The sequence below is a fragment of the Achromobacter sp. FW305-C-13 genome (assembly GCF_058783475.1).
Genome location: NZ_JBYSYN010000001.1, coordinates 1,591,428 through 1,605,569, shown reverse-complemented (window position 1 = coordinate 1,605,569; position 14,142 = coordinate 1,591,428). Strand labels below are relative to the sequence as shown.

Annotated in this window: 11 protein-coding genes; 4 read left to right on the top strand and 7 right to left on the bottom strand. The window is 67.0% G+C overall.

Features of this window, described 5'->3' with window-relative positions:
- Positions 1-128: 128 nt before the first annotated feature.
- The 3 genes from garD (at position 129) to AC3WMU_RS07095 (ending at position 3,908) form a co-directional block, all read left to right on the top strand.
- Positions 129-1,703, top strand: a complete 1,575-nt coding sequence (gene garD / locus AC3WMU_RS07105; RefSeq protein WP_492282067.1) for a galactarate dehydratase — start codon at positions 129-131, stop codon at positions 1,701-1,703.
- 61 nt (positions 1,704-1,764) lie between these two features.
- Positions 1,765-2,832, top strand: coding sequence for an SMP-30/gluconolactonase/LRE family protein (locus tag AC3WMU_RS07100; RefSeq protein ID WP_492282066.1), 1,068 nt, complete (start codon positions 1,765-1,767; stop codon positions 2,830-2,832).
- Positions 2,833-2,903: 71 nt separating this feature from the next.
- Positions 2,904-3,908: a Bug family tripartite tricarboxylate transporter substrate binding protein gene (locus AC3WMU_RS07095; RefSeq protein ID WP_427937221.1), complete on the top strand. Its 1,005-nt coding sequence runs from the start codon at positions 2,904-2,906 to the stop codon at positions 3,906-3,908.
- 87 nt (positions 3,909-3,995) lie between these two features.
- Here AC3WMU_RS07095 and AC3WMU_RS07090 read toward each other — a convergent pair whose 3' ends face one another.
- The 3 genes from AC3WMU_RS07090 to AC3WMU_RS07080 form a co-directional block, all read right to left on the bottom strand.
- Positions 3,996-6,146 (bottom strand): metallophosphoesterase, encoded by a 2,151-nt coding sequence (locus tag AC3WMU_RS07090; protein ID WP_492282065.1) that lies wholly within the window; start codon positions 6,144-6,146, stop codon positions 3,996-3,998.
- A gap of 614 nt (positions 6,147-6,760) precedes the next feature.
- A complete protein-coding gene (locus tag AC3WMU_RS07085) occupies positions 6,761-7,603 on the bottom strand; it encodes a helix-turn-helix domain-containing protein (protein ID WP_006222995.1) in 843 nt (280 codons plus the stop codon).
- A 7-nt stretch (positions 7,604-7,610) separates the two neighbouring features.
- Positions 7,611-8,510 carry a helix-turn-helix domain-containing protein gene (locus AC3WMU_RS07080; protein WP_492282064.1) on the bottom strand — a complete coding sequence of 300 codons (900 nt, stop codon included), beginning with the start codon at positions 8,508-8,510 and terminating at the stop codon, positions 7,611-7,613.
- A 290-nt stretch (positions 8,511-8,800) separates the two neighbouring features.
- Between AC3WMU_RS07080 and AC3WMU_RS07075 the strand changes: the two genes are divergently transcribed.
- Complete coding sequence (locus AC3WMU_RS07075; protein WP_492282063.1) at positions 8,801-9,913, top strand: cyclic nucleotide-binding domain-containing protein; 1,113 nt, start codon at positions 8,801-8,803, stop codon at positions 9,911-9,913.
- Between the two features lie 12 nt (positions 9,914-9,925).
- On the opposite strand, the gene AC3WMU_RS07070 is transcribed toward AC3WMU_RS07075, so the two are convergent.
- Genes AC3WMU_RS07070 through AC3WMU_RS07055 form a run of 4 tightly spaced genes read right to left on the bottom strand, consistent with a single transcriptional unit; the run spans position 9,926 to position 14,141 of the window.
- Positions 9,926-11,557: an MFS transporter gene (locus AC3WMU_RS07070; protein WP_454676923.1), complete on the bottom strand. Its 1,632-nt coding sequence runs from the start codon at positions 11,555-11,557 to the stop codon at positions 9,926-9,928.
- Positions 11,544-11,954 (bottom strand): DoxX family protein, encoded by a 411-nt coding sequence (locus AC3WMU_RS07065; protein ID WP_280026325.1) that lies wholly within the window; start codon positions 11,952-11,954, stop codon positions 11,544-11,546. The genes AC3WMU_RS07070 and AC3WMU_RS07065 overlap by 14 nt, the downstream gene beginning before the upstream one ends.
- Positions 11,951-13,858 carry an amidohydrolase gene (locus AC3WMU_RS07060; protein ID WP_492282062.1) on the bottom strand — a complete coding sequence of 636 codons (1,908 nt, stop codon included), beginning with the start codon at positions 13,856-13,858 and terminating at the stop codon, positions 11,951-11,953. Before AC3WMU_RS07060 ends, AC3WMU_RS07065 begins: the two co-directional genes overlap by 4 nt.
- Entirely contained in the window at positions 13,851-14,141 is a 291-nt protein-coding gene (locus tag AC3WMU_RS07055) for a XapX domain-containing protein (protein ID WP_492282061.1), read from the bottom strand. The genes AC3WMU_RS07060 and AC3WMU_RS07055 overlap by 8 nt, the downstream gene beginning before the upstream one ends.
- Position 14,142 lies beyond the last annotated feature (1 nt).

The following is a 14,142-nucleotide window of genomic DNA, read 5'->3' as shown; positions in this document are numbered from 1 at the left end:
TGGGGCTACTTGTAGACAAGGGGAAACCCGGAATTTATTTTTGACCCGGTTCGGCGATATTCTTTGGGTTGTACGATAACGTACTGGATGCCGGATTCACGCGCATCCGCTATGCAAAAGGATTCTTCATGCAGGTTGTGGCAGACCAAGCGCCCGTGCTTATCAAGATTCACCCGCAGGACAACGTGGCAATCGTGGCCAATGAGGGCGGCTTGCCCGCCGGCACCGTACTGCCCGACGGGTTGCAACTCGCGGACGCGGTGCCGCAAGGGCACAAGGTTGCGTTGACGGACCTGGCCGAAGGCGATGCCGTCGTGCGCTACAACGTGGTGGTCGGTTTTGCGGCGAAAGCCTTGCCGCGCGGCAGCTGGGTAAACGAACGCGTCACCACCATGCCCGCGGCGCGCACCTTGCAGGACCTGCCGGTGGGCACGCGCATCACACCGTTGCCGCCGCTGGAAGGCTATACGTTCGAAGGCTATCGCAATGCCGACGGTACCGTGGGCACGCGCAACATCCTGGCCATCAGCACCACGGTGCAATGCGTGCAGGGCGTGGTCGAGCACGCGGTTGCGCGAATCCGCCAGGAAATGCTGCCGCGCTATCCCAATGTGGATGACGTGGTGGGCATTGAACACACCTATGGCTGCGGCGTGGCCATCGATGCACCGGGCGCCGCCATCCCCATCCGCACCTTGCACAACATCGCGCGTAATCCCAATTTCGGCGGCACGTCGATGGTGGTCAGCCTGGGCTGCGAAAAACTGCAGCCCGAACGCCTGCTGGCGCCGGGCGCCATTCCGATCCGGGCGGGCGAGGGCATGGGCGCCGACGGTAACGGCGTGGACACCATCGTGCTGCAGGATGAAGAGAACATCGGCTTCCAATCCATGATCGACCTGATCATGCGCACGGCCGAACGCCATTTGCAAAAGTTGAACGCGCGCCGGCGCGAAACCTGCCCCGTGTCGGACCTGACGGTCGGAGTGCAGTGCGGCGGCAGCGACGCGTTTTCCGGGGTGACCGCCAACCCGGCCGTGGGCTTTGCGACGGACCTGCTTGTGCGGGCGGGCGGCACGGTCATGTTTTCGGAAAACACCGAAGTGCGCGACGGTATCGACCAGTTGACCGCGCGCGCAGCCACGCCCGAGGTGGCGGACGCGCTAGTGCGCGAGATGGCCTGGTACGACGATTACCTGCAGCGTGGCATGGCCGACCGCAGCGCCAACACCAGCCCGGGCAACAAGAAAGGTGGGCTGTCGAACATCGTTGAAAAGGCGATGGGCTCGATCGTGAAGTCGGGTTCGTCGCCGATCCACGGCGTGCTGTCGCCGGGCAACCGCCTGACGCAGAAGGGCTTGATCTTCGCGGCCACGCCGGCCAGCGATTTCATCTGCGGCACCTTGCAGCTGGCGGCCGGCATGAACCTGCACATTTTCACGACGGGGCGCGGCACGCCGTATGGCCTGGCGCAAGTGCCGGTGATCAAGGTGGCCACGCGCGACAGCCTGGCGCGGCGCTGGCACGACCTGATGGACGTGAACGCCGGCCGCATCGCGACGGGCCACGCGACGATCGAAGACGTAGGTTGGGAGCTATTTCGCCTGATGCTGGATGTAGCCAGCGGCCGCCAGCAGACCTGTGCGGAAAAACTCAAGCTGCACAACGCCCTGGCGCTCTTCAATCCCGGCCCGGTGACCTGAGGCCCGGGCCCTCACGCCACACCGCATTGCCATCGCATTACACCGATAAGAGGAGACACCGATGGAGCATGCCCCCTTGGCCCAACCCGGCCGCCGCCGGCTGCTGGGCGCCGCTTTGGCGCTTGGCCCGGTTGCACTGGCGCACGCGCAACCCGCTGGCCCAGGCCCCTCATTCGATTTCACGGCTCAGCAACGCTACCCGGATCCGTCCATTCGCATTCTGGACCCGGAGTTTTCCAAATACCGCATCTACAGCAGCAGCGTGGAACAACTGGCCAGCGGCTTTCGCTGGCTGGAAGGGCCGGTGTGGGTGGGCGACGGGCGCTATCTGCTGGTGTCCGACATTCCCAATGACCGCATCCTGCGCTGGGACGAAACCACGGGCGCGGTCAGCGTCTTTCGACATCCGGCCAACTTCAGCAACGGCCTGGCGCGCGATCGCCAAGGCCGTTTGCTGGCCTGCGAACACCTGACGCGCCGCGTCACACGCACCGAGTACGACGGCTCCATCACCGTGCTGGCTGACCGCTACGACGGCAAGCGCTTGAATTCGCCGAACGACATCATCTGCCAACGCAACGGCGCCATCTGGTTCACGGACCCGCCGTTTGGCATCGGCGGCCACTGGGAGGGCGACAAGGCCAAGCCCGAGCTGCCCCATGGCGTGTACCGGATTGATCCGTCCGACGGCCGCGTGACGCGCGCGCTGGAAGATTTGGCCGGTCCCAACGGGCTGTGCTTCTCGCCGGACGAAAAGCTGTTGTACGTAGTGGAGTCGCGCCACCAGCCCAACCGCGTGATCTGGGCCTACGACGTTGGCGCGGACGGCGCATTGTCGGGCAAGCGGGTCGTCGTCGACGCGCAAGGGCCGGGCGCCATCGACGGCATCAAGTGCGACGAGGATGGCAACCTGTGGTGCGGCTGGGGCAGCAATGGCGCGCCTAACGCCAAGTCCGAAGAGCTGGATGGGGTGATGGTGTTCAACCCCGCCGGCAAGCCCATCGGCCACATCCGGCTGCCGGAGCGTTGCGCCAACCTGTGTTTTGGCGGCGCCAAACGCAATCGCCTGTTCATGGCCAGCAGCCATTCCCTGTACGCCCTCTACGTGGAAACGCGGGGCGCCGCCTGAATTCGCGCGAGGCGGCGGCACAGCCGCCCGCGCCCGATTTATTGACGACACATCAAACGAGTGGAGACAGCATGAACGTAAGCAAGAGGCAGTTCCTGGGCGGCGCCGCGGCGCTTTGCCTGTCGCCGCTGGCGCCCGGTTGGGCGCGAGTGGCCAACGCCGCGACCGCCGCCGCCGACGCCAATTGGCCGACGCGCCCCGTGCGCATCATCGTGCCGTACCCGCCTGGCGGGTCGTCCGACATCATCGCCCGCATCCTCGCGCCGCGCCTGGCCGATGCGCTCAAGCAGACCGTGGTGGTCGAGAACAAGCCGGGCGCCAACGGCAACCTGGGCGCTGGCCTGGTTGTGCAATCGGCGGCGGAAGGCCACACCGTGCTGCTGTGCGACGTGGGCGCGCTGGCAATCAGCCCGTCCGTCTACACCAAGCTGTCCTTCGACCCGTCCAAGGACCTGCGCGCCGTCAGCATGCTGGCGTATTCGCCGCACGTGCTGGCCGTGCATCCCGACGTGCCTGCCAAGACCGTCCAGGAACTCGTGGCGCTGTCGAAGAAACAGCGCCTGAATTTCGCCGTGACCGCGATCGGCAGCGCGCCGCATCTGGCCGCGGTGGCGGTGCAGCAGGCCACGGGCGCCCAATGGGAATACGTGCCGTACAAGGGCGGTTCGCAGGCGGTGACGGATACGATCGGCGGGCAGACCCAGGTGATCATGAATGGGTTGCTGGCGACCTTGCCGCATATCAAGGCGGGCAAGCTGCGGCCGATCGCCATTTCCAAGGGCGAACGCATGCAGCTGGTGCCTGACATCCCGACCATTTCCGAACAAGGCGTCAAGGGATTCGAGTCCGGCACGTGGCAAGGCGTGATGGCGCCGATTACAACGACGGATCCGGTGGCCGAGCGCCTGGCGATGCTGATGGCGCAGATCGTCAACCAGCCCGACGTGAAGGCGCAGTTGAATGAACAGGGCGCCGAGATCGTGACCCGCAATCCGGCGGAGCTTACCCAGTTCTTCAACAGTGAGCGCGCGCGTTGGGCCAAGGTCGTGCAAAGCGCCGATATCCGGCTGGATTGATCGTCGCATTCCCCAAAGCGCAAGACGCCGCGAGGCGCTGCGATTCCGGTCGCGGCGCCTCGCGGCGTTTTCACGGCATGGCCGGGATCAGAACGGCGAGACTTCCGCCGTCATGTCCGTCAGCGTGTTGGTCTTCAGGTCGACGATGAAGTGGCGGGTCGGGGCACCGGCCGCCAGCTTCAACAGGATCGCCATCAGCGGCTTGAAGCGCGCCTGGAACACGGCCGCGGCGGTGTTGTCGTTGCGCACCTGGTTGCCGTTGACCAGCAGGTTGGCGTTGGTCGACTGCAAGGCCTGGGCCAGCAGCTTGTACTGGCGGGCCCGTGCAGCGGGAATGTCCGCAAAGGCCAGGTCGCCGGCGTTGGCCAGGCGCACGAAGTCGCCCGCCAGGTCCAGCGCTTTCCAGGCGTCGAAGTCTTCCAGGCGCATGCCGTTGGCCTGGGCCAGCGCACGGGCGCGCACTTCGGCGGCGGCGTAGTCCGTCGCGTAGGCCGGGTTGCTGGCGCCGCTGCCGCCCGCTTCGGCCAGGCAGCCGAAGAAGGCTGACGAGAACAGGCCCTGGCCGCCGGTGTTGGCCAATTCCTTCAAGGTGACGTTGGTCTGCAGCTGCGACAGCACCAGCAGGTGCGAGCCGTTCAGCGGGCTTTTCACCAGTTCACGCATTTCGCAGCGCCAGTCGTCATTCAAGAGGCGCAGGCGCACCAGTTCCGACATGTAGCGCGAGCTGAAGTCGGCATAGTTGCGGGCGTCCAGGATCGAGGCGCTCCAGAGCGTGCCGCCGGGCACCTGCGCGGGGAAGTCCGTGAAGAAGGCGTGTTCGGCACGGTAGTGCTCGAACAGTTCGTCATAGCGCGGGACCTCGTCCATGCGCACCGTTTCGACTTCCACCGTGCTGTCCGGTTTCATGCGCAGCAGTTTGTAGGCCGGTACGTAGGCCGCCATGGACGGAGCCTGGATGTTGAACAGCGCGTGGTCGCCGTCATAGTGGCGCACGCCGGTGTCGTTGAAGTGCATATGGCCGCCCACGTGGATCTGCAGGCCGGTTTCGGCCAGCGCGCGGGTCACGTCTTCGGCCGGGCGGCGCACCATCTGCATCTTGCCCGCACCCAGCAGCGCCGTAATGTCGTCGGACGCGTCATTGAAGAACTCGCTCATCGGGAAGTGGCTGAAGGCCACGACCTGCTTGCCCGACGCCTTGCCGCGCGCCACCACGTCTTTCAGCCACGCGATGACATGCTGCTTGTGCGTCAGCATCTTGTTGTAGCCGGCGTCGCCAGACCCCGCGAAGTCGTTGGCGCCCGGGCCGGTGGGCACGTAGACGTTGGCATCGATGGCCACGAGCCAGACGCCTTCGACCGGTTCGACGACGTAGCTGGTGTCGGGCACCGAACGGCACAGGGTATAGCTGGGCTGGCGATAGGAGCCCCCTGTGCCTTCCTTGCAGATCTCGTATTGGCGGGTGGCCCAGTTGGCCTGCGCCAGCGCCTTTTCGTACGAATAGCCGCTATAGGTGTAGTTGCTGTACGGCGTCTCGTAGTAGCGGTAGGCCGGCTTGGGCATGAAGCCGTGCTGCGCCAGCGATTCGGTGATGCCGGCGTAGCCCAGTTCCTGCACTTCTTCCGTGCAGTACGTGTTGTTGACCTTGGCCCAGTCGCCCGAGTAGCCCGAGGAGCAATCGCCGTTGCCGCCGCGGCTGTAGATCGCCTGCTGGGCGCCTTGGCGTCCGGTGGCGGAATCAATGCCCAGATAGTCGGATTTGCCGCCGGCGCGCGCCAGCGGGCGGTTGGGGTCGTGGTTGCCTGGCGCGGCAAAGAACTCGATGCCGTAGCGGGCGTGGTAGTCGTCCAGGATCTTCTGGAACCCGCGCATGTGCACCGGCTGGCCGTCGTCCGAGAAATCGCCTGGCAGCGCAATGAACTTCACGCCGCGCGCCACGGCGTCATCCAGCGCGGCCAGGAACGCGAAGTAATTTTCGTTGAACAGCCGGGTGGACGTCATCTGCGCCTGCATCGTCCGGATCGTCGCGTTGCGGCCGGTCTTCTGGTTGGGCACGCCCGGGAACGATCCGTCCTTGAACGTGGCGTACACGTCATGGAAATGGACGTCGGGCATGAACGCCACCTGGGTGCCGGCCGGCTGTTCGGGTTGCGTGACGGGAGGGGTGACCGGCGGCGGCGTTTCGGGCTGCGCTGCGTCGTCGTCGTCGCTGCCGCCGCAAGCGGCCAGCAGGCTGATCAAGGAAAAAGCGAGGGCGCGGGCGACAGGTCGGCGCCCGAACGGAAAGGGGTTCGGCATGGGATCGAAAGAAGGTGAGGGGACTGTTGAACGGCTGTCGTTCTGTTGACTGCAGACTGAATGTTTCGGCGGCGCCAGTCTAGGCAGGGCAGATGACATCCCCGTGACGTGGCGGGAAAAACACCCAATTTTGGCGCCATAGTTTTGCGCCCGCGCCTTGCGGCAGGCAGGGGATGGGCGCACACTCGAAAGCGTGCAGCCTGAGGAGGCATGACGATGAAAACCCTGATCGCGGCGGTATGGATGGCGCTGGCCTGTGGCCCGGCGCTGGCGCGGGACGGCGTCCCCAGCGTTCCGTCGCCGCCGCCCTCGGCACGCACGTTGCCGGACAACTGCGTGGGCACGTCCTGCCCGCGGACCGTCGAGCCAGGCCGTACGCCCCCTACCTGCCTGGGTACGGGTTGCGGCGAATCGCGTTATCCCGCGCCCGGCGCGTCCGGCGCCGATCGCGGTCCGTCACCCGCCTGGAGCGGGCCGAGCCAGCCGAAATTGCCACCGATGCCGTCTCGGCCCGGCCAGCCCGCGGGGCCGTTGACGCCCGGGCCCACACTTCCGCGCTAGCCGATAGGGCGGCGCCACATGCCGGGCGTGGTGCCCAGTTGTTGGGTGAAGACGCGGGTCAGATGGCTTTGATCGGCGAAGCCGCAGGCCAGCGCCACCGCTGCGATGGACCATCCGCCTTGCGCCAGCAGGGCGCAGGCGCGTTCGATGCGGTAGGTGGTCAGCCAGCGGTGCGGCGTCTTGCCGGTGCTGCCCTTGAACGCCTTGATGAAATAGCTGCGCGACAGGCCGCATTCGGCGGCGATGTCGGCCACCGACAGGTCGCCGCCGACGTTGGCGGCCAGCAATTCGGTGGCGCGGCGCAACTGCCCGGGCGACAAATGGCTGCTTGCGGTTTCCAGGGCCGGCGCTGCGGCGTGGCCGTAGGCATGCATCACATGGGCCTGCAAGGCCACGCTGATCTGGTCCATGAACAGCCGGCTGGCCTGCTGGGGATGCAGCAGCGTCGGCGCCAGCGCGCAAGCCAGGTGGTAGATCACCGGGTCGCGCGTCCCGTTCATGCAATCGAATCCTGATATGCGCGGGCGCGACGTCTCGGAAGAAAACGCATCCAGTGCGCTGCGCGGCAGCTGGAAGCGGATGTTGTCGAAGGCCGACCGGTGGTCGCATCGCCACTCGTCGCCCAGGTGGGTGATGGCCACCACGCCTTTCGCATGCCCGCCCTGGTAGGCGATGCGATTGCCGCGCCACAAGGTGTGGGCGCGGAAGTCCTGTAGCTGGACGATGACGCTGAAGGCATCCTGCACCGGGATGGGCGGGCCGGGCGGCAAGTCGTCGCGGTGGCTGCGCATGCGCGTGACCGTCATGTCGGACGCCTGGATCTGAACGCGTTGCGGCATGCCGGCCTTAGTTCCGGTGCTGGCGGCGCCAGGCCGCGGGCGGGACGCCGACCGTGCTGGCAAAGACGCGGGTCAGGTGCGCCTGATCCGAAAAACCGCAGTCGCCGGCGATCTCGGCCACCGAGCGGCCGGAGTTCAGGAGCATCAGCTTGGCCTTCTCAACGCGGTGTTCAAGCAGCCAGCGGTGCGGCGTCGTACCCACCGTCTGGCGGAAGGCCTTGATGAAATAGCTGCGCGACAATCCGCAGGCAAGGGCCACGTCGCTGATCGACACGTTGGCCAGCAGGTCCGACGCCAGCGTGTCCTTGGCCAGCTTTTCCTGCCACCCCGCGAGACCGCCGCGCGCCGGTGCCTGGCAGAGCGCGGCGCCGCCATACTTCTGCGCCACGTGAACCTGGACGGCTAATGCGATATGGTCGATGAACAGCGGATCGGCGGTGCCTGGCGCGTCCAAGGCGGGCAGCAGCGCATTGCCCAGGCCGGCCAGCACCGGGTCGGATTGCCCGGGCAGGCACGACAGGTCCCCGACGTGCGGCAGCCGCAGGTCTTCCGACAGCCGTTCCAGTGATTTGGGAGGGATGCGGAAATACAGGAAATCGAACGGCGTGCGAAGCTCGGCGCGGTAGGGGGCGCTGGCGCGGCGGATCGTCAAGGCCTCAGCGGCCACGGGCATGGGGTGAGGTCGGCCTCCTTCATACTGCACGCGCTGGCTGTCGGTCAGCGACAGGCTCAGCAGGAAATCGTCGCCGTCGTCTTCGGAACGCACCTCGCCGAAATCGGGCAGCGCGTAGCCTACACGCAGGATTTCCAGGCCCGCGCCGCAGGCCGGGCTGGTCCGAATGGCCTGGATCGACGCGCCCGGATAGACGTGCCGCAGGCTGGGAGGCGCATCAGGCCATTGCGGCATGGTCAAGCGCCTGGGAGGGAGGGGCGGGGGGTGTCATGGTCTGGAACAGGATAAACCTTGGCGGTTGCGTCCGCATGTCATGTTAGGCCTGCACAGGCGTAAATGATTGGACGCAAGTGTCCCGATTTGGACAAAAGCGCGATGTCGTGCCGGGCGGACTCGTGCGCCTTCAATAGTGCGATCATTGCTCTTTTGTACAAAACAGGCGTCAAGTGCACAAGACTTGGCGGACTAGCAACGCTATGTTGGGTGCAGTACGCGCCACGCGCGGATGATCCGTGAGCCAATCCATGACCCGTCCCTTTACCGGCCCGACGCCCGCCGACGCGCCCGCCAGCCTGGCAGCCTTGCATGCCCAGGCGTTTCCGATGTTGTCGTCCGCCCAGGTCGCGCAGGTGGCGCCGTATGGCGAGACGATCGCCGTGCCCGCCGGCAGCGTGCTGCTGAATTCCGGCGACCGCGAGGCGGCGTTCTACATCGTGCTGGAAGGCTATGTCGAGGTGCTGGAATGCGAGGCGGACGGCGCCATGCATAGCCTGCTACTGCACCGCGACGGCGAATTCACGGGCAGCCTGGACCTCTTCACCGACCGGCCCAATGCCGTCACGTTGCGCGCCGATTGCCCCAGCCGCCTGCTGCGGGTCGACCGGCCGGCGCTGGCCAGGCTGCTTCTGGCTGAACGGCCGCTGGCCGAGATCGTGCTGCGCGCCTTCATGCTGCGGCGCATCGGCTACGTGCGGCAGCGCCCCTATGGGGGCGCGATCCTCCGGTCTGCGGCGGGCGTCGGGCAAGCCGATCCCGTGCTTGACCTGGTGGTCGTGGGCGGCGGCACGGCGGGCTTGGCGGCTGCGGCCTACGCGGCATCCGAAGGCTTGCATACGTTGCTGGTGGGGCGCCTGCGGTGCCGGGCGGACTTGCCCGGCGTGGACGCCTTGCCAGGTTTTCCGGGCACGGTCACGGGCCTGTGCGATGGAGGACTGTTGCGACGGGCCGAGGACCAAAGCCGGCGCTTCGGTTCGCACGTGCTGCCTGGCCACGTCGCCCGCAGTTTCGACGGTAGCGGCTACCCCTACCGGATCGGGCTGGACGACGGGCAGGTGGTCGAAGCCCGCAGCCTGATCGTGGCAACCGGCATGCGGCAGGACGGGGTGGGGGAGCCCACGGCGCAGGCCAACACGGCATGGCTGGATGGCTACCTGGATACGGACGATTGGGGCTACATCCATACCGGCCGCGCGGCCGCCGGGTCGATGCAGGCCCGGGCCTTTGAAAGCTCGCAGCCGGGTGTCTTTGCGGCGGGCGCGGTGCGCGCGGGTTCGGTCAAGCACGTGCTGGCCTGCATCGGAGAAGGCGCCGCGTCGGTGCGGGTGGTGCACCGTTTCCTGGACGCGTCGGCGCACTGATCCCGGCGCACGTCAGGTCGTCGGGCCGGGTTTCGCCTGTCGTATGTCCAGCGCCAGGAAGTGATGCACCACGGGCTTATCCGGTCCGATGTGAAAACGCTGGGCTTCGCCCTGCAGGTCCGCGTCGGCTTGCGACACGCGCTGATGCTGGCGCAGGTGTTCCGCCCAGGACTCCACCAGGAACCATTCCTGCACCCGTTCCGGATCGCCGGTGTGCTCGGCGATGCCCCATGCGTAGGCCCCGTCGCGGCGGCGCTCTTCGGCCACGGCTTGCAGCGCCTGCAGGAAGGCGGGGCGGTCCTGCACCCGGATGCGGTATTCGATCTGCACCATGACCGGGCCGCGGTCATGTTCGACGGGCGCATCCAGAAGCGGTTCGGGCCAGTGGTTGGACGGGTCCAGATTGGCCTCGCCTTGGGGCAGGCGCATGCGGTGCAGGACCAGGCCGGCCACGAGCAGGCCCGCGGCACCGGCCAGCAAGGTGGCGGGAACGCCGATCTCCTGCGCCAGCAGGCCCCAGCCCAGGCTGCCGGCGGCCATGGCGCCGTTGAACACCATCAGATAGATCGCCAGTCCGCGGCCGCGCACCCAATTGGGCAGAATGGATTGCGCCACGCCGTTGAAAGTGGTCAGGGCGACGATCCAGCCCACGCCCAACAGCAGCAACAGCAGGACCGCCGCCCATTGCGGCGGCGCGAAGGACAGCGCCGCCATGACGATGGCGGCGACGGCGGCCGCGGCCAGCACCAGGCCGTCGGTGTTCAGGCGCCGGCGCAGCATCGGCAATATCACCGCGCCCAGGATCGCGCCCACGCCGACTGCGCCCAGCAAGATGCCGTAGAAGCCCGCGCTGCCCCCCAGCATGCGGCGTGCCACCAGCGGCAGCAGCGCCCACACTGAGCTTGCGAAGATGAAGAAGACCGCCGCGCGCAGCAGCACCACATGCAGGTCGCGGCTGGCGCGCGCAAAGCGCACGCCGGCGCGGAAGGCGCCAAAGAACTGTTCGGACAGGCCGTCGTCCACCTTCTTGGGCCGTTTCCACCACAACAGCGCGGCGATGACGAACACGTAGCTGAGCACATCCGCGCCGTAGGCCGCCGCCGCGCCGAAAGCCGCCAGCAGCAGGCCGCCCACGGCAGGTCCCAAGGCGCGCGCGATATTGATGCCTAGCGAGTTCAGGCCGACGGCGGTCTTCAGTTCGGCCTTGGGCACGAGTTCGGGCACGATGGCTTGCCACGTCGGTCCCATCAACGCCGTGCCCACGCCGCCCAGGAAGGTCAGCGCGATCAGGTATTCGACGGTCAGCGTATTGGTCTTGGCCATCATCAGCAGGGTGAAGCTGACGCAGGCCAGCAGTACCTGGATGATGATGAGGAAACGGCGCCGGTCCAGGATGTCAGATAGCACGCCGGCGGGGATGGCCAGCAGGAAAACCGGCAAGGTGGCGGCAGTCTGCATCATGGCGACGGCGGCGGGGTTCGACGACAAGTCCGTGACGAGCCAGGCGCTGGCAACATCGCGCATGAAGCTGCCGATATTGCCCAGGATGGTGGCGCCCCACAGCACGGCGAACAGCGTGTGCTTGAGCGGGGCCATGCCGCTGATGGCGGCGGGAGAGGGGGTATTGCGGTCAACGCCGGCCATGCGTGCGCTCCGTCAGGTCATGCCAAGCGACCAGGACCCATGCCCCAGCCAGTCCGATGTGCTCGTAGAAGGCGTTCATGGTCATGAAACGCGCGTCCGCAGGCGCTTCCCAGTACCGGTTGGCCATCAGCGCCGCCGCGGTGGTGAAGCCGGCCAGCGCCAGGGCACCCAGCCAGCGCAACCGGCCGGTCAGGACCAACGCGCTGGCGCCCAGTTCCAGCAGAATAACGGCAGCGGCCGCCAGATGGGCGGGATGCAGGCCGAAATGCGCCATTTCAGCCTGCGCGCCGTTGAAATCCATCAGCTTCACCAGCCCGCCTTGCACGTACGCGCCGCAAAGCGCCAACAGGGCAAGCCAGCGCACGGCCGGCGACGTGAATACCGCCGGCATCGTCATACGGCCCAGCACGCGCAGCCCAGCGCGCCCCAGAAGCCCTTCAGGTCCGAGACGGGCAGCGTGCTGGCCCAGGCGCCCGCGTGCTGGTGGCCATGGACATTGCAGCTGTTCGCGCACGCGCAGGCGGCGGCTGCCTCGCGCAGCGTCGCCTGCAAGGGCTTGCCTTCGCTATCGCCCCAGGCGCCGTACCCGCCGAAAAGGCGAGTGGGCGACCAGTCCGGCATGGCGGGCGGCGGGGCGGCTTCGTCGTGCGCGGCGAACTCGCCGGCGCCCCACACTACCTTGCCGCCCACCACCGTCAGCAGGCTGCTGGTGTCGGCGATGTCCGATTCGGGGCAGGCGAAGAAGTCGCGGTCGGGTACGACCAGGTCGGCCAACCGGCCTTCGGCGATGCGGCCTTTCTTGCCCTGTTCGTTCGAGAACCACGTGACGTTCTCGGTCCACATGCGCAGCGCGGTGTCGCGGTCCAGGCAGTTGCGCTGCGGCGTCAGCCGCAGCCCGCCCACGGTCTTGCCCGTGATCAGCCAGGACAGCGATACCCAGGGGTTATAGGACGCCACGCGGGTGGCGTCGGTGCCGGCGGACACGTTGACGCCTCGCTCCAGCATGCGCTTGACGGGCGGCGTGGCTTCGGCCGCGCCGGCGCCGTAGCGTTCGACGAAGTATTCGCCCTGGTAGGCCATGCGGTGCTGCACGGCCACGCCGCCGCCCAACGCAGCGATGCGGTCGATGGATCGCTCGGAGATGGTTTCGGCGTGATCGAAGAACCAGTTCAGGCCGGCCAGCGGCACGTCCTGGTTGACGCGTTCGAAGACATCCAGCGCGCGCGAGATGGTTTCGTCATAGGTGGCGTGCAGGCGCCAGGGCCAGCGGTTTTGCGCCAGGATGCGCACCACTTCCTCAAGCTCGCCTTCCATCTCCGGGCCCATTTCCGGGCGCGGCTGCCGGAAGTCTTCGAAGTCGGCCGCCGAGAACACCAGCATTTCACCGGCGCCGTTGTGGCGGAAGTAGTCCGTGCCTTGCTTGTATTGCGAGGTGGCGGTCCACTTCAGGAAGTCTTCCTTTTCCTGCTTGGGCTTTTGCGTGAACAGGTTGTAGGCCAGGCGGATCGTCAACTGGCCGGCGTCGGCCAGTTGCTGGATCACTTGGTAGTCTTCGGGGTAGTTCTGGAAGCCGCCGCCAGCGTCGATGGCGCCGGTGACGCCCAGCCGGTTGAGTTCGCGCATGAAATGCCGCGTGGAATTCAACTGGTATTCGAAGGGCAGCTTCGGCCCCTTGGCCAGCGTGGCGTAAAGGATCGACGCATTGGGCTTGGCCAGCAGCAGCCCCGTGGGATTGCCGCCCGCGTCGCGCACGATCTCGCCGCCCGGGGGCGCGGGCGTGGTCTTGTCGTAGCCCACGGCCCGCAGGGCGGCGGCGTTCAGCAACGCGCGGTCGTACAGGTGCAGGATGAACACCGGCGTGTCGGGCGCCGCGGCATTCAGTTCTTCGATGGTGGGCAGGCGCTTTTCGGTGAATTGATGCTCGGTGAAGCCGCCCACCACCCGCACCCATTGCGGCGCGGGGGTGATGGCGACCTGCCGGCGCAGCATGGCCATGGCGTCCGCCAGGCTGGCCACGCCATCCCAGCGCAGTTCCACGTTGTAGTTCAAGCCGCCGCGGATGATGTGCAGGTGGTTGTCGATCAGCCCGGGCAACGCGCTGCGGCCGTTCAGGCCGATGACCTTCGTGCCGGGTCCGGCCAGCGGCAGGATGTCGGCGGCCGTGCCGACGCGCGTGAAGCGGCCGTCCTTGATGGCGACCGCGTCGGCAGTGGGGCGAGCCGGGTCCAGCGTGGTGAAGCGGCCCTGATGCAAGATCAGGTCGGGCGCGCCGTCGCGCGCCGAGGTCGGAGTGTCAGCCATTGCGCTTGTCTCCACAGGTGTCGGGGGGGGATTGGGCGGGCGGCTTCGGGCAACTGGGCAATTGGCCGAACATATGCGGCTTGACCTGCTGCTGGAGCCAGGACGTGCGGGTGGCGTCGTCGGCCATGAGGCGCTTGATCAGCGGGGGGATCTGTTCCCCCGCCAGAATGCCGAGCAGGCCTACCAGCGCAATGACCGGCGGGGCCGGTGACCGCACGTTGAACAGCGCGTAGATGACCCCGACCAGCAGGCCGAGTCCCAGCGATACCAGGTAGACCTTCATC